The 20,907-nt window shown below is 71.0% G+C and carries 24 protein-coding genes; 17 read left to right on the top strand and 7 right to left on the bottom strand.

The window, feature by feature from the left end:
- Positions 1 to 41: 41 nt before the first annotated feature.
- Positions 42 to 1,034 (top strand): tyrosine recombinase XerC, encoded by a 993-nt coding sequence (locus tag FHX45_RS08685; RefSeq protein WP_167098478.1) that lies wholly within the window; start codon positions 42 to 44, stop codon positions 1,032 to 1,034.
- A gap of 91 nt (positions 1,035 to 1,125) precedes the next feature.
- On the top strand, positions 1,126 to 2,136 hold the full coding sequence (locus FHX45_RS08680) for a FliA/WhiG family RNA polymerase sigma factor (protein ID WP_341771398.1): 1,011 nt from the start codon (positions 1,126 to 1,128) through the stop codon (positions 2,134 to 2,136).
- A 21-nt stretch (positions 2,137 to 2,157) separates the two neighbouring features.
- On the opposite strand, the gene FHX45_RS28725 is transcribed toward FHX45_RS08680, so the two are convergent.
- A complete protein-coding gene (locus tag FHX45_RS28725) occupies positions 2,158 to 2,847 on the bottom strand; it encodes a M23 family metallopeptidase (RefSeq protein WP_424923796.1) in 690 nt (229 codons plus the stop codon).
- 442 nt (positions 2,848 to 3,289) lie between these two features.
- On the opposite strand from FHX45_RS28725, the gene rpsB reads away from it, so the two are divergent.
- The 5 genes from rpsB (at position 3,290) to FHX45_RS08650 (ending at position 7,347) form a co-directional block, all read left to right on the top strand.
- Positions 3,290 to 4,114, top strand: coding sequence for a 30S ribosomal protein S2 (gene rpsB, locus FHX45_RS08670; RefSeq protein WP_167098475.1), 825 nt, complete (start codon positions 3,290 to 3,292; stop codon positions 4,112 to 4,114).
- A 69-nt stretch (positions 4,115 to 4,183) separates the two neighbouring features.
- Positions 4,184 to 5,011 (top strand): translation elongation factor Ts, encoded by an 828-nt coding sequence (gene tsf, locus FHX45_RS08665; protein ID WP_167098472.1) that lies wholly within the window; start codon positions 4,184 to 4,186, stop codon positions 5,009 to 5,011.
- 104 nt (positions 5,012 to 5,115) lie between these two features.
- Positions 5,116 to 5,865 (top strand): UMP kinase, encoded by a 750-nt coding sequence (gene pyrH / locus FHX45_RS08660; protein WP_167098470.1) that lies wholly within the window; start codon positions 5,116 to 5,118, stop codon positions 5,863 to 5,865.
- A gap of 43 nt (positions 5,866 to 5,908) precedes the next feature.
- Positions 5,909 to 6,466 (top strand): ribosome recycling factor, encoded by a 558-nt coding sequence (gene frr / locus FHX45_RS08655; protein WP_167098467.1) that lies wholly within the window; start codon positions 5,909 to 5,911, stop codon positions 6,464 to 6,466.
- On the top strand, positions 6,466 to 7,347 hold the full coding sequence (locus tag FHX45_RS08650) for a phosphatidate cytidylyltransferase (RefSeq protein WP_167098464.1): 882 nt from the start codon (positions 6,466 to 6,468) through the stop codon (positions 7,345 to 7,347). The genes frr and FHX45_RS08650 overlap by 1 nt, the downstream gene beginning before the upstream one ends.
- On the opposite strand, the gene FHX45_RS08645 is transcribed toward FHX45_RS08650, so the two are convergent.
- Both FHX45_RS08645 and FHX45_RS08640 read right to left on the bottom strand, forming a co-directional pair.
- Positions 7,344 to 7,703, bottom strand: coding sequence for a cupin domain-containing protein (locus FHX45_RS08645; RefSeq protein WP_208405855.1), 360 nt, complete (start codon positions 7,701 to 7,703; stop codon positions 7,344 to 7,346). The two genes, FHX45_RS08650 and FHX45_RS08645, sit on opposite strands and share 4 nt — an antisense overlap.
- Positions 7,704 to 7,734: 31 nt before the next feature.
- Positions 7,735 to 8,577, bottom strand: coding sequence for a VOC family protein (locus FHX45_RS08640; RefSeq protein WP_167098461.1), 843 nt, complete (start codon positions 8,575 to 8,577; stop codon positions 7,735 to 7,737).
- 83 nt (positions 8,578 to 8,660) lie between these two features.
- On the opposite strand from FHX45_RS08640, the gene FHX45_RS08635 reads away from it, so the two are divergent.
- On the top strand, positions 8,661 to 9,524 hold the full coding sequence (locus FHX45_RS08635; RefSeq protein ID WP_167098458.1) for a methyltransferase domain-containing protein: 864 nt from the start codon (positions 8,661 to 8,663) through the stop codon (positions 9,522 to 9,524).
- Here the strand turns inward: FHX45_RS08635 and FHX45_RS08630 are convergent.
- Positions 9,446 to 9,919 (bottom strand): helix-turn-helix transcriptional regulator, encoded by a 474-nt coding sequence (locus tag FHX45_RS08630; protein WP_167098455.1) that lies wholly within the window; start codon positions 9,917 to 9,919, stop codon positions 9,446 to 9,448. The two genes, FHX45_RS08635 and FHX45_RS08630, sit on opposite strands and share 79 nt — an antisense overlap.
- Before the next feature lie 288 nt (positions 9,920 to 10,207).
- On the opposite strand from FHX45_RS08630, the gene FHX45_RS08625 reads away from it, so the two are divergent.
- Positions 10,208 to 11,014, top strand: coding sequence for a class I SAM-dependent methyltransferase (locus FHX45_RS08625; protein WP_341771397.1), 807 nt, complete (start codon positions 10,208 to 10,210; stop codon positions 11,012 to 11,014).
- 60 nt (positions 11,015 to 11,074) lie between these two features.
- Entirely contained in the window at positions 11,075 to 12,181 is a 1,107-nt protein-coding gene (rlmN, locus tag FHX45_RS08620; protein WP_167098453.1) for a dual-specificity RNA methyltransferase RlmN, read from the top strand.
- A 49-nt stretch (positions 12,182 to 12,230) separates the two neighbouring features.
- Here rlmN and FHX45_RS08615 read toward each other — a convergent pair whose 3' ends face one another.
- Both FHX45_RS08615 and FHX45_RS08610 read right to left on the bottom strand, forming a co-directional pair.
- On the bottom strand, positions 12,231 to 12,464 hold the full coding sequence (locus tag FHX45_RS08615) for a hypothetical protein (RefSeq protein WP_167098450.1): 234 nt from the start codon (positions 12,462 to 12,464) through the stop codon (positions 12,231 to 12,233).
- 155 nt (positions 12,465 to 12,619) lie between these two features.
- The gene (locus tag FHX45_RS08610) at positions 12,620 to 12,889 is read right to left on the bottom strand and encodes a DUF2631 domain-containing protein (RefSeq protein ID WP_167098447.1); all 270 of its coding nucleotides are present in this window, start codon (positions 12,887 to 12,889) and stop codon (positions 12,620 to 12,622) included.
- A gap of 104 nt (positions 12,890 to 12,993) precedes the next feature.
- On the opposite strand from FHX45_RS08610, the gene dxr reads away from it, so the two are divergent.
- The 7 genes from dxr to map all read left to right on the top strand — a co-directional run bounded on the left by dxr (position 12,994) and on the right by map (position 20,207).
- The gene (gene dxr / locus FHX45_RS08605) at positions 12,994 to 14,199 is read left to right on the top strand and encodes a 1-deoxy-D-xylulose-5-phosphate reductoisomerase (protein WP_243868961.1); all 1,206 of its coding nucleotides are present in this window, start codon (positions 12,994 to 12,996) and stop codon (positions 14,197 to 14,199) included.
- Between the two features lie 4 nt (positions 14,200 to 14,203).
- Positions 14,204 to 15,430: a site-2 protease family protein gene (locus FHX45_RS08600; RefSeq protein ID WP_167098440.1), complete on the top strand. Its 1,227-nt coding sequence runs from the start codon at positions 14,204 to 14,206 to the stop codon at positions 15,428 to 15,430.
- A gap of 127 nt (positions 15,431 to 15,557) precedes the next feature.
- Positions 15,558 to 16,709 (top strand): flavodoxin-dependent (E)-4-hydroxy-3-methylbut-2-enyl-diphosphate synthase, encoded by a 1,152-nt coding sequence (gene ispG, locus FHX45_RS08595; protein ID WP_167098437.1) that lies wholly within the window; start codon positions 15,558 to 15,560, stop codon positions 16,707 to 16,709.
- Positions 16,710 to 16,794: 85 nt separating this feature from the next.
- On the top strand, positions 16,795 to 17,364 hold the full coding sequence (locus FHX45_RS08590; protein WP_167098434.1) for a Uma2 family endonuclease: 570 nt from the start codon (positions 16,795 to 16,797) through the stop codon (positions 17,362 to 17,364).
- 4 nt (positions 17,365 to 17,368) lie between these two features.
- Positions 17,369 to 18,208: a helix-turn-helix domain-containing protein gene (locus FHX45_RS08585; protein WP_167098431.1), complete on the top strand. Its 840-nt coding sequence runs from the start codon at positions 17,369 to 17,371 to the stop codon at positions 18,206 to 18,208.
- A 241-nt stretch (positions 18,209 to 18,449) separates the two neighbouring features.
- A complete protein-coding gene (locus tag FHX45_RS08580) occupies positions 18,450 to 19,304 on the top strand; it encodes a GNAT family N-acetyltransferase (RefSeq protein WP_167098428.1) in 855 nt (284 codons plus the stop codon).
- A gap of 45 nt (positions 19,305 to 19,349) precedes the next feature.
- On the top strand, positions 19,350 to 20,207 hold the full coding sequence (gene map, locus FHX45_RS08575) for a type I methionyl aminopeptidase (RefSeq protein WP_167098426.1): 858 nt from the start codon (positions 19,350 to 19,352) through the stop codon (positions 20,205 to 20,207).
- On the opposite strand, the gene FHX45_RS08570 is transcribed toward map, so the two are convergent.
- Positions 20,194 to 20,862: an FCD domain-containing protein gene (locus tag FHX45_RS08570; RefSeq protein WP_167098423.1), complete on the bottom strand. Its 669-nt coding sequence runs from the start codon at positions 20,860 to 20,862 to the stop codon at positions 20,194 to 20,196. The two genes, map and FHX45_RS08570, sit on opposite strands and share 14 nt — an antisense overlap.
- Between the last annotated feature and the right edge of the window lie 45 nt (positions 20,863 to 20,907).

The raw sequence follows: 20,907 nt of genomic DNA, 5'->3' as shown, positions 1-20,907 counted from the left end.
ATGCTTGACCGGACGCGCCCCTTCGCGCAGCGTGAGCAACCATGTCCGCAAGGGAATCTCGGAGCCGGAAGGTGGATGTGCACGCCCTCCGGGACACCCTGCCGCGCTCCGCCGCGGGCCTGGTCGACGACTACGAGCGGCACCTCCGGCTCGAGCGGGGGCTGTCGCCGCACACGGTGCGTGCCTACGTCGGGGATGTGGTGTCCCTGCTGGCGTTCCTGCACGGGGAGGAGCCGCAACCGGACGTCCCGGCCCTCCACGGGCTGGACATCGGCGCACTCCGGTCATGGCTCGCCGACCAGCGCAACACGGGTGCGGGGCGGACCACGCTCGCCCGGCGAGCCGCCTCGGCCCGGACCTTCACCGCCTGGGCGCGCCGGCAGGGCGTGCTGCATCAGGACCCAGGGGCGAAGCTGGTGGCGCCGCGGGTGCACCGGACCCTGCCGTCGGTGCTCCGGCCGGACGAGGCGGAGAGCGTCCTCACCGCCGCCGGAAGTGGCGCCGCCGAGCAGGAGCCGGTCACCCTGCGAAACCACGCCGTCCTCGAACTGCTGTACGCGACCGGCGTCCGGGTCTCGGAGCTGTGCGGGCTCGACGTGGACGACGTGGACTTCGGGCGCCGGCTGGTCCGCGTGCTCGGCAAGGGCGGCAAGGAGCGGATGGTGCCCTTCGGCGCGCCCGCGGACCGTGCCCTGCGCACCTGGCTCGAGCACGGCCGTCCGGTGGTCGCCGGTGCGGTGGCGAAGCCGAATCCGTCCGCGCTGTTCCTCGGCGTGCGTGGTGGCCGCCTGGATCCGCGGACGGTCCGGCGGGTGGTGCACGAAGCCCTCGAGGCGGTGCCCGCGGCGGCGGACATGGGCCCGCACGGGCTACGGCACACCGCGGCAACGCACCTGCTCGAGGGCGGTGCGGACCTTCGCAGCGTTCAGGAGCTGCTCGGTCACGCTACGCTTGCCACGACACAGCTCTACACCCACGTGACCGTCGAGCGGTTGAAGGCGATCCATGACCAAGCCCACCCCCGATCCCGATGACCTCGGAGGACGGCAGGCAGGATCGTCGGCGCCGCTCACCCCGTACGAGCCCGGAGAACGACCTGAGCCCGCTGCCGAGAACGGTTTCCGCGTGACGGCCGAGTTGCGAGCGACCTCAGCCCGCCCTGCCTGCGACCAGGCGGGGCGCCCGACGCTGCCGACGTCGCGCACGGACGACAACGTCCCCGCCGAGTCGAAGGAGCCCGCCGCGGATCGGGGCGCCCGCCCGGCTGGAGCGCCGGACGGCGGCGCAGCGGCGGCGGCTGGTGAGGCGACGACCACGGCGGCGGTTACGGGCGATGGTGCGCAGGCGAGTGCTCCTCCCGCCCGCGGCCCGGGTGACGGCGACTCCGCGATCCAGGCGTTGTGGCGCGAATTCCGCGCATGCCCCGAGCAGCGGCTGCGGGAGCGGCTGGTGCTGCACTACGCGCCGCTGGTGAAGTACGTCGCCGGCCGGGTCGGGACGGGGTTGCCGACGCACGTCGACGTCGGCGATCTCATCCAGTCCGGCATTTTCGGCCTCATCGATGCCATCGAGAAGTTCGAGCCGGAGCGCGGCCTGCGGTTCGAGACCTACGCGATGCAGCGGATCCGCGGCGCGATCCTGGACGACCTCCGGTCCCAGGACTGGGTGCCCCGGGTGGTGCGCAGCCGCGCCCGCGAGGTGGAGCGGGCGCTGGAGCGGCTCGGTGGACGGCTGCGCCGCACCCCGACCGACAACGAGGTCGCCGAGGAACTCGGCATCACCCTGGACGAGCTCCGCGACCTCTACAGCCAGCTCCAGCTGACCAGCGTCGTAGCGCTCGAGGATCTGGTGGCGGCCGGCCGGGAGAGCGGTTCACTGGTCGACACCCTTCCCGACGACGACGCCATCGACCCGGTGGCCGTCCTCGTCGACCGGGACAACCGGCGCCAGCTCGCCGAGGCCATCGCCCAGCTGACCGAACGCGACCGGATCGTGGTCAGCCTGTACTACTTCGAACGGCTGACGCTCGCCGAGATCGGCCGTGTCCTCGGGGTTACGGAGTCCCGGGTGAGCCAGCTGCACACGCGCGCGGTCCTCCGGCTGCGTGCGCGGCTGACCGAGCAGGCCGGCGTCTGAGCCGGGCCTTGCGGGCGGCGTCTAGCCACCCCATGGCTTCAAGCGGATCCGCGCGTTGTTCTGGACCAGGGTCAGCGGGTTCAGGTACTCCTCGCCGCGGCGCACGCCCCAGTGCAGGCACGCCTCGACCGGGCAGCCCGGATGTCCCGCTTCGACGACACCGATCGGCTGCCCCTGCCACACCTGCGTCCCGACCGGAACCGTGGGCGTGACCGGCTCGTAGGTCGTGCGGAGCCCGCCGTCGTGGTCCACGGAGACCACGGGGCGCCCGGCGACCATCCCCGCGAACACCACCACGCCCGGCCCGGCGGCGAGCACCTGCTGGCCAGGCACGGCGGCGAGGTCCACACCGCGGTGGCCCGGCCCGTAGGGATCGGCGGGTGCCTGGAACGGCCGCACCACGGCCGGTGGCGGCGCCAGCGGCCACCCGAAGCGCGGCTCCGGCCGATCGGGCATCACCTCGGCAGGCGGCACCCGCCGGTCGGCAGCCGTCGGCACCAGCGGGCGGGCGTACGCGGACGGCGACACCCGCCCGTCCGCGACGACCTCGCCCCGGTACGACCGCCCACTCGCGTCGGTCGCGAACGTCGCCCCGCTGTCCGGCGGGGCGGCCACCGGCCCGGGCGGCGGGCCCACGGCAGCAGCCACCCCGGTCAGCGCACCGGCGCTGACCAGCAGCGCCCCCAGCAGTCGGCGAATCACCACGATCATCAACCCAGCCTGGCGCACGATCGGGTCCGGCAACGGGCACCACCGAAATCTGTGGACAACTCGGCCGCTTGTGGACAACTGGGGCCCACCTCGCGGCCCGGACACGTGGTGCGGCGGAAGTGCGCCCCCCGCCGCTCATCTGCCCCGCCACGGACCCGGGACCGCCCGGACCACCCGACCGGGGTTGGCATCCTTGCCCCTGGTGAACGGCGCGCCGCCAGGGCGTACACTGTTCGCGCGGCCTGTCACGACAGGTCGACTTCGCGTGTACGTGCAGGTTCCGTCCACGGAACCCACGACGCCCGGCGGTCCCCGAGGAGTGATCCACGGGGTCCGGGTATCGGCACGGCACCAGGGTCGCCGGCCACCCGGCCGACGGCGACGCAAAACCGGCCAGCGTGCCCACGGGCGCGCGCTACACAGAAGAGGTGCGAATCCGGCCATGGCCGTCGTCACCATGAAGCAGCTGCTCGATTCCGGCGTGCACTTCGGGCACCAGACCCGCCGCTGGAACCCGAAGATGAAGCGCTACATCCTCACCGAGCGCAACGGCATCTACATCATCGACCTGCAGCAGACGCTGAGCTACATCGACCGTGCGTACGAGTTCATCAAGGAGACCGTCGCGCACGGCGGCACGATCATGTTCGTCGGCACGAAGAAGCAGGCCCAGGAGGCGATCGCCCGCGAGGCGCAGCGCGTGGGCATGCCCTTCGTCAACCAGCGCTGGCTCGGCGGCATGCTGACCAACTTCCAGACGGTCCACAAGCGGCTGCTGCGCCTGAAGGAGCTCGAGGCCCAGGAGCAGACCGGTGGCTTCCAGGGACTGACCAAGCGCGAGATCCTGACGCTGACCCGCGAGAAGGAGAAGCTGGAGCGCACCCTCGGCGGTATCCGCGACATGCAGAAGGTGCCGAGCGCCGTCTGGATCGTGGACACCAAGAAGGAGCACATCGCCGTCGGCGAGGCGCGCAAGCTGAACATCCCGGTCGTCGCGGTCCTGGACACCAACTGCGACCCGGACGAGGTCGACTACCCGATCCCGGGCAACGACGACGCGATCCGCTCCGCCGCGCTGCTCACCAAGGTGGTCGCGGAGGCCGCCGCCGCGGGCCTGATGGCCCGTTCCAGCCGCAACGGTTCCGCCCCGGCCGCCGAGGGCCAGGACAAGCCCGAGCCGGGCGTGTCCGACGAGCCGCTGGCCGAGTGGGAGCAGGACCTGCTCAAGGGCAGCGAGGCCCCGGCCGAGCAGACCACCGCCTCCTGAATCTTTCCGGCACGGCCGCGCCGCGCAGGCGCGGCCCCCACACTTTCCGAGAGGAACGGACACCGCACGATGGCGAACTACACCGCGGCGGACGTCAAGCGTCTCCGCGAGCTCACCGGCTCCGGCATGATGGACTGCAAGAAGGCGCTCGAGGAGAGCGGCGGCGACTTCGACAAGGCCGTTGAGTTCCTGCGCATCAAGGGTGCCAAGGACGTCGGCAAGCGCGCCGAGCGCGCCACCGCCGAGGGTCTCGTCGCCGGCGACGGCGGCGTGCTGGTCGAGATCAACTCCGAGACCGACTTCGTCGCCAAGAACGAGCAGTTCCAGGAGCTCGCCAACAAGATCGTCAAGGTCGCGCAGACGTTGCAGACCGACGACGTCGAGAAGCTGGCCGCTGCCGAGCTCGAGGGCGGCAAGTCGGTCGGCGACGCCGTGCAGGAGCTGGCCGCCAAGATCGGCGAGAAGCTCGTGCTGCGCCGAGTGGTGGCCTTCGACGGTCAGGTCGCGACCTACCTGCACCGCCGTGGCACCGACCTGCCCCCGGCGGTCGGCGTGCTGGTGGAGTACACCGGCGGTGGCGACGGCGCGGCCGAGGCGGCCCGCAGCGCGGCGCTGCAGATCGCGGCCCTCAAGCCGAAGTACCTGACCCGCGAGGACGTGCCGGCCGACCTGGTCGACAACGAGCGTCGCATCGCCGAGGAGACCGCCCGCGCCGAGGGCAAGCCCGAGCAGGCGCTGCCCAAGATCATCGAGGGCAAGGTCAACGCGTTCTACAAGGACACCGTGCTGCTCGAGCAGCCGTCGGTGATCGACAACAAGAAGACCGTCAAGGCGCTGCTCGACGCGGCCGGCGTGACCGTCACCCGGTTCGCCCGGTTCGAGGTCGGCCAGCCGTAACGCGACGGCAGTGACGTGAGGTGCCCCGTCTCCGTGAACACGGGGACGGGGCACACTCGCGACGGCAGGCACCACAGGGCGGCACCGATCGGGCGGAGACGGACATGGGTGAGGCGAAACGAGCCGACGGCGGTTACCGGCGGGTGCTGCTGAAACTGGGTGGCGAGATGTTCGGCGGGGGAGCGCTCGGCCTCGACCCCGATGTCGTGCACTCCGTGGCCGTGCAGATCGCGGACGTCGTCCGCACCGGCGTTCAGATGGCCGTGGTGATCGGTGGTGGGAACTACTTCCGCGGCGCCGAGTTGTCCCAGCGCGGCATGGACCGCGACCGGGCCGACTACATGGCCATGCTCGGCACCGTGATGAACTCCCTGGCGCTGCAGGACTTCCTGGAGAAGGAAGGCGTGCCCACGCGCGTGCAGACCGCCATCACCATGGGCCAGGTCGCCGAGCCCTACATCCCGCGGCGCGCCGAGCGGCACCTCGAGAAGGGCCGTGTCGTGATCTTCGGCGCCGGCACCGGGATGCCCTACTTCTCCACCGATACCGCGGCCGCCCAGCGCTCGCTGGAGATCGGCTGCGACGCGGTGCTCATGGCGAAAGCCGTGGACGGCGTCTTCACCGCCGACCCGAAGAGCGACCCGAGCGCGAAGATGTTCGCCGAGATCAGCCACCGCGAGGTGCTCGAGCGCGGGCTCAAGGTCGCCGACGCCACCGCTTTCAGCCTCTGCATGGACAACAACATGCCCATCATCGTGTTCAACCTTCTCACCGAGGGGAACATCGCCAGGGCGGTGCGTGGTGAGAGGATCGGCACGTTGGTGAGCAGCCCCATGGCCGGGCCGAGCGCCTGACAGCCGGGGACCGGGAACAACAGCACAGACAACGGGAGTAGCCGTGATCGACGAGACCCTCCTCGATGCCGAGGAAAAGATGGAAAAAGCGGTGTCCTTCGCCAAGGAGGATCTGTCGTCGGTGCGGACCGGCCGGGCCAATGCGGGCATGTTCGCCCGCATCATGGTCGAGGCCTACGGTTCGATGATGCCGCTGAACCAGGTGGCCGGCGTCAACATCCCCGAGGCCCGCATGGTGATCGTCAAGCCCTACGACCAGGGGCAGCTCGGCGCGATCGAGAAGGCCATCCGCGAGTCCGACCTGGGGGTCAACCCGAGCAACGACGGTCAGATCATCCGCATCACCATCCCGCAGCTGACCGAGGAGCGCCGTCGCGAGATGGTGAAGATGGTCAAGGCCAAGGGTGAGGACGCGAAGGTCACCATCCGCGGGGTGCGCCGCAAGTCCAAGGAGGAGCTCGACCGCATCGCCAAGGACGGCGAGGCGGGTGAGGACGAGGTCGCGCGCGCGGAGAAGGAACTGCAGCACCTCACCGACAACTACGTGGCGAAGGTCGAGGAGCTCGTCAAACACAAGGAAGCCGAGCTGCTCGAGGTCTGATGCCCCAGGTGAGCGAAGAACGCGAGAAGGCCCCCGTGGCTTCTCCGGAGCCGGCTGAACCGGCCAAGAAAACGTCCCGGGCCGGCCGGAACCTGCCCGCGGCGATCGGCGTCGGGCTGCTGCTGGGCGCGGCGATCCTCGTGTCGCTGCTCACCGTGCGGTACCTGTTCATCGGAATCATCGCGGCGGCGATCGCCGTCGGCACGTACGAGTTCGCGCAGGCGCTCGGCCGGGCCGCGAAGATCCGCCTCGCGCTGGTCCCGCTGCTGGTGGGTGGCCAGGCGATGATCTGGCTCGCCTGGCCGTTCGGCTACCGGGGGGCGCTGATCGCGTTCGCGGTCACCGTCCTGGCGTGCCTGCTGTGGCGGCTGCCCGGCGGTGCCGACGGCTACCTGCGGGACATCTGCGCGTCCGTGTTCACCGCCGCGTACCTGCCCTTGTTCGGCGCGTTCGCGGCGATGCTCATCCCGCCCGCCGACGGGGTGGGCCGGGTGCTGGCGTTCCTGATCGGGGTCGTCGCGTCGGACACCGGCGGGTACGTCGCCGGTGTGCTCAAGGGCAAGCACCCGATGGCCCCGTCGATCAGCCCGAAGAAGACGTGGGAGGGGTTCACCGGTTCGCTGGTCGCCGGTGTCGTCGCCGGTTCGCTGACCCTGACGCTGCTGCTCGACGGGCACGTGTGGCAGGGCGTGGTGTTCGGCGTCGCGATCGTGCTCACCGCCACCCTGGGCGACCTGGTGGAGTCGCTGATGAAGCGGGACCTGGGGATCAAGGACATGGGCACGCTGCTGCCCGGGCACGGTGGCCTGATGGACCGGCTGGACTCGCTGCTGCCGTCCGCGGTGGTGTCGTTCCTGCTGTTGTCGGCGTTCCTGCCCTAGCCCGGTTGGGGGTCGGGGAAGACGAGTTCGGCGTCGGCGCCCTCGGGCAGCAGGAAGTACCCGAGGAACGTGACGCCGTCCTCCTGCGCGTCGAACCGGGCGATCCGTACGCCTTCCGGCTCGTAGAACACGTCGCCCGGCCGGAGAATGGTCTCCGGTCCGCCCTCGATCTGGTAGATCGCCGAGCCCGTCTCGATGCTGCCGAACACCGGGCCGTTGTGGATGTGCAGCCCCGCCGCGTAGCCGGGTGCGATGGTGATCCGCCGGATCTCCACCCGACGCACCGGCAACGATTCCGGCAGCAGCTGGTCCAGCACCACCACCCGGTGCAGCGGGGAGGACCCGGAGTTCCACATCTCCCGATTGTACCTACTGGTAGGTACAGCGCTAGTCGTCGTACGGGTCGTCCACCTCGGCACGGCCCCAGCCCTCACCGACCTGCGTGTGATCGATGATCGAGAACACCGCGCCGGCCGGGTCGGCCAGGATCGCCATGCGGCCCCACGGCGTGTCGTAGGGCTCGACCAGCACGGTGCCGCCGAGCATCAGTGCGTGCCCGGCGGTGGCGTCCGCGCCGCGCGCCGGATCGACCGCGAAGTACACCATCCAGTGCGGTGGCGTCTGCGGCGGGTACTCCGGGCCCATCACGTACCGGTAGAGCACCGGTTCCTGTTCCAGCCGCCATTCCGCGTAGTCGATGCCGCGGCTGTCGCCCACCTGCAGGCTCGTGTACTGGAACAGCCGGCAGAAGAAGTGGTCCGCGGCGGCGCCGTCGCGGGTGTTGAGGTCGGCGCCGTCGAAGGTGTTCGGATAGCCGGTCGCGAACACCCAGTCCGGCGGTGGCTGCCACAGCACGAACGGTGCCCCGGAGGGTTCGATCCCGTGCACGATGCAGCCGCGCTGCGGCAGCACCGTCGGTTCCAGCGTGACGGTCCCGCCGAGGCGCCGCACCCAGTTCGCCGCCGTGTGCGCGTTGTGCACCGAGATGTTGACCATCCACGCGCTCGCCTGGCCCGGCGCGGCCTGGTACAGGCCGCCGACGGGCACGCCGCCGAGCGTGCCGATCAGGTAGCGGCCGGTACGCGTCGCGGGATCGCGGCTCAGCAGGAACGTCCAGCCGAACAGCCCTTCGTAGAACCGGTGCGACGCCGCCTCGTCCACGCTGGCGAGTTCGACCCAGCAGGGCACACCGGACGGGAGTGGCGACGGGGCCGAGGATCCGACGGACATACCGCCTCCGATCGGTGGGGAAGGCAGCAGTCTAAGCGGAAGACGCACCGCGTCCCGGGAAACCGCTCGATTATCCTTGCGGTGTGTGGAAGATCGCCCGGCGTGGGCAGCGGACCACGTCCCGGGCGGACGTCCTGCCCAGCCCCAACATCTGGTACTACCCGGACACCTACGAGCTGGAGAACCGCGCCCAGGACGTGGGCGGCGACATCTGGCGGGTGCTGGCCGCGGAATGCGACTGGGCCGGCAAGGACGTGCTCGACGTCGGCTGCGGGGACGGGTTCCACCTGCCGCACTTCGCCGCGACGGCACGGTCGGTGACCGGCGTCGAACCACACGAACCGTTGGTACGCCGGGCCGAACGCCGTGTCGCGGAGCTGTCCGGGGTGCGGGTGCTGCGGGGTTCCGCGCAGCTGCTCCCGGTGCCGGACGCCAGTGCCGACGTGCTCCACGCCCGCACCGCGTACTTCTTCGGGCCCGGCTGCGAACCGGGTCTGCGGGAGGCGGACCGCGTGCTGCGGCCCGGGGGAGCGCTCGCGATCGTGGATCTGGACGGCTCCAGCGAGCCGTACGGGAGGTGGATGCGGGCCGACCTGCCCGACTACGACCCGGCCGCGGTGGACGACTTCTTCGCGGCCCAGGGTTTCCGGTGCCGGCGGGTGACGGCCCGGTGGTGGTTCCCCGACGCGGAGAGCCTGTCGGCGGTGTTGCGCATCGAGTTCAGCCCCGGGGTGGCCGACCGCGCCATCGAGGAAGTCCTACGGGACAACGGATCGCGCGGCCGGCACTCCCCGGCGGCCGGTTTCACGGTGCCGGTGGGCTATCGCGTGCTCGTCCGCATCAAGCCCACCGGCCTCGTGCTGCCCGGTCACTCGGTGACGTCCGAGTCGTCGGTGTCGTCGGTGTCATCCGAGTCGTCGGTGTCGATCTCGCCGAGCACGGCGTAGATCGAGCGGCGGGCCTCGTTGAGGATCTCCGCCGCACGCCGCTTCTGACCGGAGGTCCCGGCCTGGGAGACCTGGACCGCCGCGGCGGCCAGCATCCCGCCGGCCTTGCGCAGATCGACCTCGGTGGGGTCGACGTCGTGGGCGATCTGTTCCCACGGCGGCTTCCCGTCCTGGCCTTCGGCGGCCGTGCGGCCCGCGTCGGTCAGCTCGAACAGGCGCTTGCCGCCCTCTTCGCGAGCCACGACCAGACCTTCGTCGGCCAGCAGCTGGAGCGTCGGGTAGACCGAGCCCGGGCTCGGCCGCCAGAAGCCACCGCTGCGTTCGGCGATCTCACTGATGATCTCGTAGCCGTGCCGGGGCTGCTCGGCGAGCAGGGCGAGGATCGCGGTGCGCACGTCGCCCCGGCGTCCTCGCCGCCCGCGATGCGGGCCATGTGGGCCGCCGCGTCCCCGGAACTCGCCGCGCGGTCCGCCCGGGCCCCAGCCCGGGGGGAAATCTCCGAAACCGCCGCGGGCGAAGGGGCCGAAGGCCGGGCGCTCACGGTGCGGGGGGAATGGTTGGTGTCTCATGTCGGTTCTCCTTCCGTACTGTTCCGACATGTTCACGATATATCGGAACCTGTCGGACTGCAAGCGTACGAAACCGGTTCGCCACCTCCCACCTTGATCGTTACCGTGGGTGGCGTGACGGACGCGGACTACCTCATGACCAACCGGGCGCTCTGGGACGATCGGGTCCCGGTCCACCTGGACAGCGACTTCTACGATCTGGCGGGCTTCCGGGCCGGCGGCCAGACGCTGCGGGAGTTCGAGACGGCCGAGGTCGGCGAGGTCGACGGCCGCAGCCTCGTGCACCTCCAGTGCCACTTCGGGCTGGACACCCTGTCCTGGGCTCGTCGCGGCGCCCGCGTGACCGGTCTGGACTTCTCCGGCAAGGCGATCGACGCCGCCCAAGCGGTCGCCGAGGAGGCCGGACTGCCGGCCCGGTTCGTCACGGCCGACGTGTACGACGCGGTGTCCGTGCTGGGTGAGACCTACGACATCGTCTACACGGGACTGGGTTCGCTGTGCTGGCTGCCCGATGTGGGCCGCTGGGCCCGCACGGTCGCCGAACTGCTGCGCCCGGGCGGGTTCCTCTACCTGGCGGAGTTCCACCCCTTCGCCGACGTCCTCGACGAGGACGAAGGCCGCACGGTCACCTACGACTACTTCGCCGAGGGGCCACAGGTCTGGGACGACAACGACAGCACCTACGCCGACCGCGAGGCGCGTGTCCAGCACGCCCGGTCGGTGGAGTTCGCCCACGGGCTGGGCGAGGTGGTCACGGCGCTGCTCGACGCCGGCCTGCGCCTGGACTTCCTGCACGAGCACGACTTCACGCTCTGGCAGCGGTTCGCCGTCCTGGAACGGCACGGTGTCGCCTACCGGCTCCCGGCCGGGCGCCCCCGGGTTCCGCTGCTGTACTCGTTGCGGGCCGCCCGGCCGCGGTAGGGCGGTGCCCGGCCGGGGCGCGGGGCCGGGCCGTGGGTCGGCGTGGGAGAATGTGTGGTTGTGTCGACATTGCCGCTGCTCTTCGAGGCTCCCCGGCGTGGGATGCCGCCTCGCCACCTCGCCGACCTGACCGCCGCCGAACGCGCGGCGGCCGTCAGCGACCTCGGTGAGAAGCCCTTCCGCGCCAAGCAGCTGTCGAACCACTACTTCGCCCGGCTGACCGCCGACCCGGCCGCGATGACCGACATTCCCGCCGCCGCGCGCGAGCGGCTGGTGTCCGAGCTGATGCCACCGCTGCTCACCGAGGTGCGCGCAGTGGCCTGCGACGACGGCGCCACCCGCAAGATGCTGTGGCGCGCGCACGACGGCACGCTGCTCGAAAGCGTCCTGATGCGCTACCCGGACCGGGCCACGCTGTGCATCTCCAGCCAGGCCGGCTGCGGCATGGCGTGCCCGTTCTGCGCGACCGGTCAGGCCGGGCTGACCCGCAACCTGTCCACGGCCGAGATCGTCGACCAGGTCCGCTCGGCCGCCGCGGTCATGCGGGACGGGCTGATGCCCGGCGGCCCGGGACGGCTGTCGAACATCGTGTTCATGGGCATGGGCGAGCCGCTCGCGAACTACAAGCGGGTGATCGCGGCGGTCCGCCGCATCACCGATCCGGCCCCGAACGGCCTGGGCATCTCACAACGCTCGGTGACCGTGTCGACGGTCGGCCTGGCGCCGGCGATCCGCCGGCTCGCCGACGAGAAGATGCAGGTCCGGCTCGCGGTGTCGCTGCACACCCCGGACGACGAGCTGCGCGACACCCTGGTGCCGGTGAACAACCGCTGGCCGGTCGACGAGGTCCTGGAGGCGGCACGGTACTACGCCGACACCACGGGCCGTCGCGTGTCGATCGAGTACGCGCTCATCCGCGACGTCAACGACCAGCCGTGGCGCGCCGACCTGCTCGCGAAGCGGTTGCGCCGGCACCTGGGCCGGCTGGTGCACGTCAACCTGATCCCGCTGAACCCGACGCCGGGCTCGGAGTGGGACGCTTCGCCGAAGCCGGTGGAACGCGAGTTCGTGCGACGCGTCAACGAGGGCGGCGTGGCCTGTACCGTGCGGGACACGCGCGGGCAGGAGATCGCCGCCGCCTGCGGCCAGCTCGCCGCCGAAGGCTGACGAGCCAGACAGCGCAGACACCGCAGACACGGCGGACACGGCCCGGGCGTTAGCGGCTGCGGGCTTCGTCGCGGGTGTCGTGGTCCTCGCCGATCTTGTAGGTGGCGCCCCGGGGGGAGAAGGCGGCCCACAGGTTGAACACGACGATGGCGAGCGCGCCGGCACCCCACAACCAGGTGAAGGGCTCGCTCAGGTCGAACCTCACCAGGACGAAAATGATCATCGCGACCCCGAAGACCGCGCCGAACACCGCCATCGGCCTGGACGGGCGAACTCGATACATCCGAACCTCCCCAGCGTGATCCATCGTGGGTCCGGTACTACCCATCTGGGTGACGCGATAAACCGGCCAACCGGGCGCAGTGGACAGCTCGCCACAACGGGCACGAAAAAAGCGCCCCGGGTGGACCGGGGCGCCTCGGCGATCTCGATGACGGCTCAGCGGCGCCAGGCCGTGCGCCTCTTCCGGAGGTCCAGCAGCAGTCCGATCACGATGGCGATCGCGATGCCGACCAGCCACACGTTCTCGGTGTTGTTCTCGTGGTTGTTGTAGATCATCGCCAGCAGCACGACGACGGAGAGCCAGCCCGCGATGCGTCCGCCCTTCGGGAACCCGCCGTGCCAGCCCCACTCGGCCGACGGCTCGTCCCGCGGGTCCACCTTCGCCGGAGCGGCCTGCTGCCGCTTCTCGACCGCCTTGCTCGCCACGATCACTCCTCCAGGCCCTGCACGAACGTCCAACTGGATGATTCCACACCCCGACCCACCACGCGCCGATGACCCGCTCGGACGCGTTCGCGACAATGGCCCCGATGAACGCACCCCGCACCGTGCTCGTGCTCGGCTCGACCGGCTCGATCGGCACCCAGGCTCTGGACGTTGCCGCCCGCAACCAGCACCTCTTCCGCATCGCGGGTATCGCCGCGGGCGGGTCCGACCCTGCGCTGCTCGCGGCGCAGGCGCTGGCGCACCGGGTCGACGCCGTGGCAGTGACAAAGCCCACGGTGGTCGAGGACCTGCAGCTCGCGCTGTACGCCGAGGCGCAGAAGCGCGGCTACTCGCGGGGCGAGTTCAAGCTGCCGCGCATCTTCGCCGGCCGCGACGCCGTCGGAGAGCTGATCGGCGCGGTGCGGGTCGACGTCGTCCTCAACGGCATGCCCGGTTCACAGGGCCTGGAACCGACGCTCAAGGCACTGGAGACCGGTGCGACCCTGGCCCTGGCGAACAAGGAGTCGCTCATCGCCGGCGGGCCGCTGGTGCTCGAGAAGGCCCAGCCCGGCCAGCTGGTCCCGGTCGACTCCGAGCACTCCGCGATGGCGCAGGCGCTGCGCGGCGGCCGCGCCGAGGAGGTCGACCGGTTCGTGCTCACCGCCTCGGGCGGCCCCTTCCGCGGCCGCAAGCGCGCCGACCTGATCGACGTCACGGTGGCGGACGCGCTGGCGCACCCCACCTGGTCGATGGGACCTCTCGTCACCATCAACTCGGCCACGCTGGTCAACAAGGGCCTGGAGCTGATCGAGGCCAGCCTGCTCTTCGGCGTGCCGTGCGACCGGATCGACGTGGTCGTGCACCCGCAGTCGGTCGTGCACTCGATGATCACCTTCACCGACGGCTCGACGCTGGCCCAGGCCAGTCCACCGGACATGCGCCTGCCCATCGCGCTGGCGCTGAACTGGCCGGACCGGGTGCCCGGCGCCGCCCCGGCCTGCCGATGGGACCACGCCGCGCAGTGGACCTTCGAACCGCTGGACAACGAGGCGTTCCCGGCGGTGGAGCTGGCCCGGCACGCCGGCACCGTGGGCGGCTGCCTGCCCGCGGTGTACAACGCGGCGAACGAGCAGGTGGTGGCCGCCTTCCTGGCGCAGAACGCCGGCTTCACGGCGATTGTGGACACTGTTACCCAGGTGGTGGAGGCCGCCGACGAGTGGCGTCGTGCGCCGAGCGACGTCGCGGAGGTACTGGCGGCCGAGGAGTGGGCGCGAGCCCGGGCCGCGGAGATCCTGACCGGAGGGAAGTAGCGGAGTGCTCGCCTACATTTTCGGGGTCGTGCTGTTCGCGCTGGGCATCTGCCTGTCCGTCGCGCTGCACGAGGCGGGGCACATGGTGACCGCCAAGGCGTTCGGCATGAAGGTCCGCCGCTACTTCGTCGGGTTCGGCCCGAAGGTGTTCTCCTTCCGGCGGGGCGAGACGGAGTACGGCCTGAAGTGGATCCCGCTCGGCGGGTTCTGCGACATCGCGGGCATGACCGCCCTGGACGAGGTGACGCCCGACGAGGCGCCGCGCGCGATGTGGCGGTTCAAGACGTGGAAGCGCACGGTGGTGATGTCGGCCGGGTCGGTCACCCACTTCATCCTGGGCTTCGTCGTGCTGTACCTGATGGCCGCGACGATGGGCCTGCCCAACGCCGTCGTGGGCAAGCCGCAGATCGCCACGGTCTCCGAGTGCGTGCGCAGCGCGACCACCGACCAGGAGTTCGCCCACCCGGTGTGCCGGCCGGGCGACGCGGCCCCCGCCAAGACCGGCGGTATCCAGCCGGGCGACGAGATCGTGTCCGTCAACGGCACGCCCACCAAGAACTACGCCGAGGTCACCGCGCTGATCCAGCAGCTGTCCGGCCCGGCCCGCTTCGAGGTCGAGCGGGACGGGCAGATCGTGCCGCTGACGGTCGACGTGGTGCGGGTCGACCGCCCGGTTCCGGACGCGGCCAACCCGAACGGGCCGGGGAAGGTCGTCTCCGTCGGCTCGATCGGCGTCACCTTCCCCAGCACGCTGCACTACAACGCGGTCACTGCCCTCGGTGGTGCCGCCACGTTCACCGGTGACATGTTCGTGCAGACCTGGCAGCGGCTGATCGAGTTCCCCCAGCGCATCCCGGCCGTGGTGTCCGCGATCTTCGGCGGTGAGCGCGACCCGAACACGCCGGTCAGCGTGGTCGGGGCGAGCCGCATCGGTGGCGAGGCGGTCGAGGCCGGGCTGTGGTCGCTGTTCCTGCTGCTGCTGGCGAGCCTGAACTTCTTCGTCGGCGTGTTCAACCTGCTGCCGCTGCTGCCGCTGGACGGCGGGCACATCGCGATCGTCTGGTACGAACGCGTGCGTGACTGGGTCCGCAAGCTGCGCGGCAAGGCCGCCGGTGGTCCCGTCGACTACTCGAAGCTGTCCGCGGTCACCGTGGTCCTGGTGCTGATCGGCGGTGCGGTAACCCTGCTCACCGTCACCGCGGACATCGTCAATCCCATCCGGTTGCAGTAGCGCCCCGTTTGCCCAGGTCAGGCCCCGGTGCGCAACCGTCCGTCCCAGCCGGTCGGCGCCGGGCCGGGGGCGGCCTGTGAGTAAGCTGGACATCGTCCGCAGCCCGTCTCCCGCCGCAGAGGATTCGATGAGCGTCGAGCTTGGTATGCCCGCCCTCCCGCCTCCCGTGCTCGCCGAGCGCCGCCAGACGCGCCAGCTCATGGTGGGCTCCGTCGGCGTCGGCAGTGATCACCCCATCTCGGTCCAGTCCATGACCACGACGCTCACCGCGGACGTGAACGCGACGCTGCAGCAGATCGCGCAGCTCACCGCCGCCGGATGCGACATCGTGCGGGTGGCCTGCCCGTCCGCGGACGACGCGGAGGCGTTGCCGGCGATCGCGAAGAAGTCGCAGATCCCGGTGATCGCCGACATCCACTTCCAGCCGAAGTACGTGTTCGCCGCGATCGAGGCCGGTTGCGCCGCGGTGCGGGTCAACCCGGGCAACATCAAGAAGTTCGACGACAAGGTCAAGGAGATCGCCCAGGCGGCGAAGGACCACGGCACGCCGATCCGGATCGGGGTCAACGCCGGATCGCTCGACCCGCGGCTGATGAAGAAGTACGGCAAGGCGACGCCGGAGGCGCTGGCCGAGTCGGCGCTGTGGGAGGCGTCGCTGTTCGCCGAGCACGACTTCCACGACATCAAGATCTCCGTCAAGCACAACGACCCGGTGGTGATGATCCGGGCCTACGAGATCCTCGCCGAGCAGTGCGACTACCCGCTGCACCTCGGTGTCACCGAGGCCGGCCCGGCGTTCCAGGGCACGATCAAGTCGGCGGTGGCGTTCGGCGCGCTGCTGCGGCAGGGCATCGGCGACACGATCCGCGTCTCGCTGTCCGCGCCGCCGGTCGAGGAGGTCAAGGTCGGCATCCAGATCCTGCAGTCGCTGAACCTGCGGCCGCGGAAGCTGGAGATCGTGTCGTGCCCGTCGTGCGGCCGGGCGCAGGTGGACGTCTACAAGCTGGCCGACGAGGTGACCGCGGGCCTGGAGGGCATGGAGGTCCCGCTGCGCGTCGCGGTGATGGGCTGCGTGGTGAACGGCCCCGGTGAGGCGCGCGAGGCCGACCTGGGCGTCGCGAGCGGCAACGGCAAGGGCCAGATCTTCGTCAAGGGCCAGGTCATCAAGACCGTGCCGGAGCACCAGATCGTCGAGACGCTGATCGAAGAGGCGATGCGCATCGCCGAGGAGTCGGGTGACGCGGAAGGAAGCGGTCAGCCGGTCGTGACGGTCAGCTAGCCTCCGTCGCAGAGGGCACAGTCCGGGCCCTCCGGCCGCTATCCTTGGGGGACGCGCGCGTGGACGGCAGGAACGGGGTGGGTCGATGAGCACCGCTTTCGCGGGTTCGGCGATGGCCTGGGAACGGCTGCTGGACACCTGGCGGGAACTCCGGGTGCCGGAGGGCTGGCGCCCGGAGCTCACTGCCGAGGGGATTCAGATGACGCCGCCACCTGGGGGAAAGCACAACCTGATCGCGGATCTGGTGGACGATGCACTACGCCGGGTTCGCCCTGCGGGGTGTGGGATCTTCCAGACGCTGGGTGTCGGTATCCACGCGACTGGAAGCATCTACGTGCCGGACCTCTGCGTCGTTCCGCGGGATGCCGTCCCGGACGACTCCGATCCCGTCCTGGCCGAGCACGTGCTTCTGGCCGTCGAGATCACCTCACCCAGCAACGGCGACCACGACCGGAAGAAAAAGAAGTGGGCCTACGCCCACGGTGGCATCCCGCAGTACCTGTTGATCGACGCCTTCGACGAGGACGGTCCGGCCGTCTCGCTGTTCACCGAGCCGGTCCAGGGTGTCTACAGCCGCACCGTGCGGGTCCCGTTCGGGCAGCCCGCCGAGATCGGTGAGCCGTTCGGAATCCGCGTGGAGACCGCCGGGTTCTGAGGCCATGACCGGCGCGGAGTGGGCCGTCCGCCGGCCGCATCCCGAGTTGCGGCCGCTGATCACCCGCTACATCGGTTACACCCAGGCCGGCGGGACACTCCCGACGCACCGCGGGTTGCCCTCGCGGCACGTCACGCTCGTCGTCAGCCTCACCGAGCCGTTGCACTTCACCGGACTGCCCCTGCCCGGGCAGCGGCCCATCCGGGTCAGCGCCGCGCTCGGGGGCCTGCACACCGCGCCCGCGCTGATCGCGCAGCAGGGGTTCCAGTCCGGCGTGCAGGTCGAGATCGATCCGCTCGCCGTGCCCGCCCTGTTCGGGGTTCCGGCCGCCGAGCTCGGCAACCAGGTCGTCGACCTCGCCGGGCTGGGGCCGGCACACCTGCCCGAACGACTCGCGGCGGCACCGGACTGGGAGCACCGCTTCCGGGTTCTCGACGACGTGTTCCGCCGGGCCCGGGCGGACCGCGGACCGGCCGGACCGGCCACGGGGATCACCTGGGCCTGGCGCCGCCTGGCCGCGGCCGGCGGCCTGATCCGCGTCGAGGACCTCGCCGCGGAGATCGGCTGGAGCCGCCGCCACTTCACCGAACGCTTCCGCCGCGAGCTGGGCCTGCCGCCCAAACAGGCGGCCCGCGTGCTCCGCTTCGACCGCGCCGCGGCGAGACTCCGGCGCGGACCCGCCGACCTCGCCACGCTCGCCGCCGAGTGCGGGTTCTACGACCAGGCCCACCTGTCCAACGAGTGGCGCGCTCTCGCCGGCTGCTCGCCCCGCACCTGGATCGCCGAGGAGCTCCCGTTCCTCCAAGGCGCCGGCGCCACGGTGGACGCGGACTCGGGAGCATGACCGAAAACCACCCACCGTCCGGCCCGCGTTCCGGTACGACGACACCCGCGTGGCGCTGACGTTCCTCACCGAGGAGCGCGGGCGCGAAGATCGTCGCGCCCCCGCACGACACCGGCTACGGCTCGCACACGCTCACCGCCCGGGACCCGGAGGGCGAGCTGTGGACCTTCGGCACCTGCCGCTGCGCACCGTGATCGCCACGATTTCCCGTTCCACCACTCCGTCTGGCAATCTGGTGGATGTGTTGCGGCTCGCCGGTGCACGGCTGCTCAGTGAACGGGATCAGGCCGTCGTGCGCGCTGTGCTCGCGGCGGACCCGGTGGCCAGCTGCATGGTCAGCGCCCGCGTCGAGGTGGCGGGCCTGGACCCGTGGCGGCTCGGCGGTGAGCTGTGGGCCGCCGACTACCGCGGCACGCGCGGCGGCCGCCTGCCCGGGTTGTGCTTCTCCGGTCCCAACCTGATTCCCCTGCGCGGGAACGCCGCGGCCCTGCGGTCCTTCGCCGACCGCGCGCTGCGCAAGCAGCGCCTGTGTTCGTCGCTGGTCGGCCCGGCCGAGCAGGTGCTCGGGCTGTGGGACGAGCTGGCGGCGGAGTGGGGCCCGGCTCGTGAGGTCCGCGAGGACCAGCCGCTGATGGCGATGGACACCCAGCCCGTGGTGGAACCCGATCCGATGGTGCGGCCGGTGCGGCCGAACGAGCTCGAACGGTACCTGCCGGCGGCGATCGCCATGTTCATCGAGGAGGTCGGCGTCGACCCGCGCGACGGCGACGGCGGGGTGAGCTACCGCGCCCGCGTCGCCGAGCTGATCGCGAGCGGGCGCGCGTTCGCCCGGTTCGAGAACGGCGAGGTGGTGTTCAAGGCCGAGATCGGCGCGTTGTCCCGCAGCGTCGGCCAGATCCAGGGCGTGTGGGTGCGCCCGGACCGGCGCGGCCACGGACTCGGCGCCGCGGGCACGGCGGCCGTGGTGAGCCGCCTCGTGAACGGCCTCGGCCGCACCGCGAGCCTCTACGTGAACAGCTTCAACAGCCCCGCGCTGGCCGCGTACCGGCGGATCGGGTTCAGCCAGGTCGGCCGGTACGCGACCGTCCTGTTCTGACCGGGCTCACGGCTGCCTCCGGCGCGTTGGTCGTAGGGTGGAGCCATGTTCCAGCGTGCTCCGTTGACCCCCGGCGTCCAGACGCCGCGCCGCCCCGTGCCCGCCAGCATTCCGCGTCCCGAGTACGTGGACAAGCCGGCGCCGAAGCGGGACACCGGCAACGGCGTGCGCACGCCCGAGGTCATCGAGGCGATGCGCGTGGCGAGCAGGATCGCCGCCCAGGCGCTGGAGGAGGGCGGCAAGGCCGTCAAGCCGGGCAACACCACCGACGACGTCGACAAGGTGGTGCACGAGTTCCTGCTCGATCACCACGCCTACCCGTCGACCCTGGGCTACCGCGGCTTCCCGAAGTCCTGCTGCACGTCGCTGAACGAGGTCATCTGCCACGGCATCCCGGACTCGACCGTGATCGAGGACGGGGACATCTGCAACATCGACGTCACCGCCTACATCGGTGGCGTGCACGGCGACACGAACGCGACGTTCTGCGCCGGCGACGTGTCCGAGGAGGTGCGCCTCCTGGTCGAGCGCACCCACGAGGCGACGATGCGGGCGATCAAGGCCGTGCGCCCGGGCCGTCAGCTCAACGTGATCGGACGCGTGATCGAGTCCTACGCGAAGCGGTTCGGCTACGGCGTGGTGCGCGACTTCACCGGCCACGGCGTCGGCCCGGCGTTCCACACCGCGCCCACCGTGCTGCACTACGAGGACCCGTCGGTGAGCACGGTCATCGAGGAGGGCATGACGTTCACGATCGAGCCGATGATCACCCTCGGCGCGATCGACTACGACATCTGGGACGACGACTGGACGGTCACGACGAAGGACAAGAGCTGGACCGCCCAGTTCGAGCACACCCTTGTGGTGACCGCGGACGGCGCGGAGATCCTCACGCTTCCCTGATCAGCTCGTCCAGGAAGCCGGCGGCCTCGGCCATCGCGCGATCGGCGTCGCCGGCCGCGATGGCCGCCAGCAGGCCGCGATGGCCGATCGCCTCGGTCTCCGGCAGATGTGGCCTGGTGGTGGCCGCGACGCTCGCCGTGACCGCCTCCAGGATTCCGCGGTACAGCTCGGTGAGCAGCTGGTTGTGGCCGGCGCGCACCACCGCGAGGTGGAACTCGGTGTCGGCGCGCACGTAGGTTTCGATGTCCTCCGCGTGGTAGGCCTCGTCGCGCTGGTCGAGCAGCCCGCCGATGATCGCCAGCTCGTCGTCGGTGCGGACGGTCGCGGCGAGCCGCGCGGCCTCGACCTCCAGCGCCCGCCGCACGCCCAGCACCTCCCGCAGCTCCGAGCCGCACAACCGGCGGATCGCGCCGGACACCTCACTCGTCGCCCGCACGTAGGTGCCGTCGCCCTGACGCACCTCCAGCAGCCCGCTGTGCGCGAGCGCGCGGACGGCTTCGCGCACCGTGTTGCGGCCGACCCCGAGGCTTTCGGCGAGCGCCGGTTCGGTGGGGATCCGCTGCCCGACCGGCCATTCGCCCTGCGCGATGGCATCCCTGAGCTGCCCGATCACCTGGTCTACCAGGCCGGTCCGGCGGGTAGTGGCGAGTGGCACTGGGTAGTCCCTTCACCCGATCATCCTATGTTTGTCATACTAGCG

Origin of the sequence: Amycolatopsis granulosa, from assembly GCF_011758745.1 — a bacterium.
Taxonomy (GTDB): Bacteria; Actinomycetota; Actinomycetes; order Mycobacteriales; family Pseudonocardiaceae; genus Amycolatopsis_E; species Amycolatopsis_E granulosa.
The sequence above is the reverse complement of the archived record's forward strand: the minus strand, read 5'-3'. Positions and strand labels throughout refer to the sequence as shown.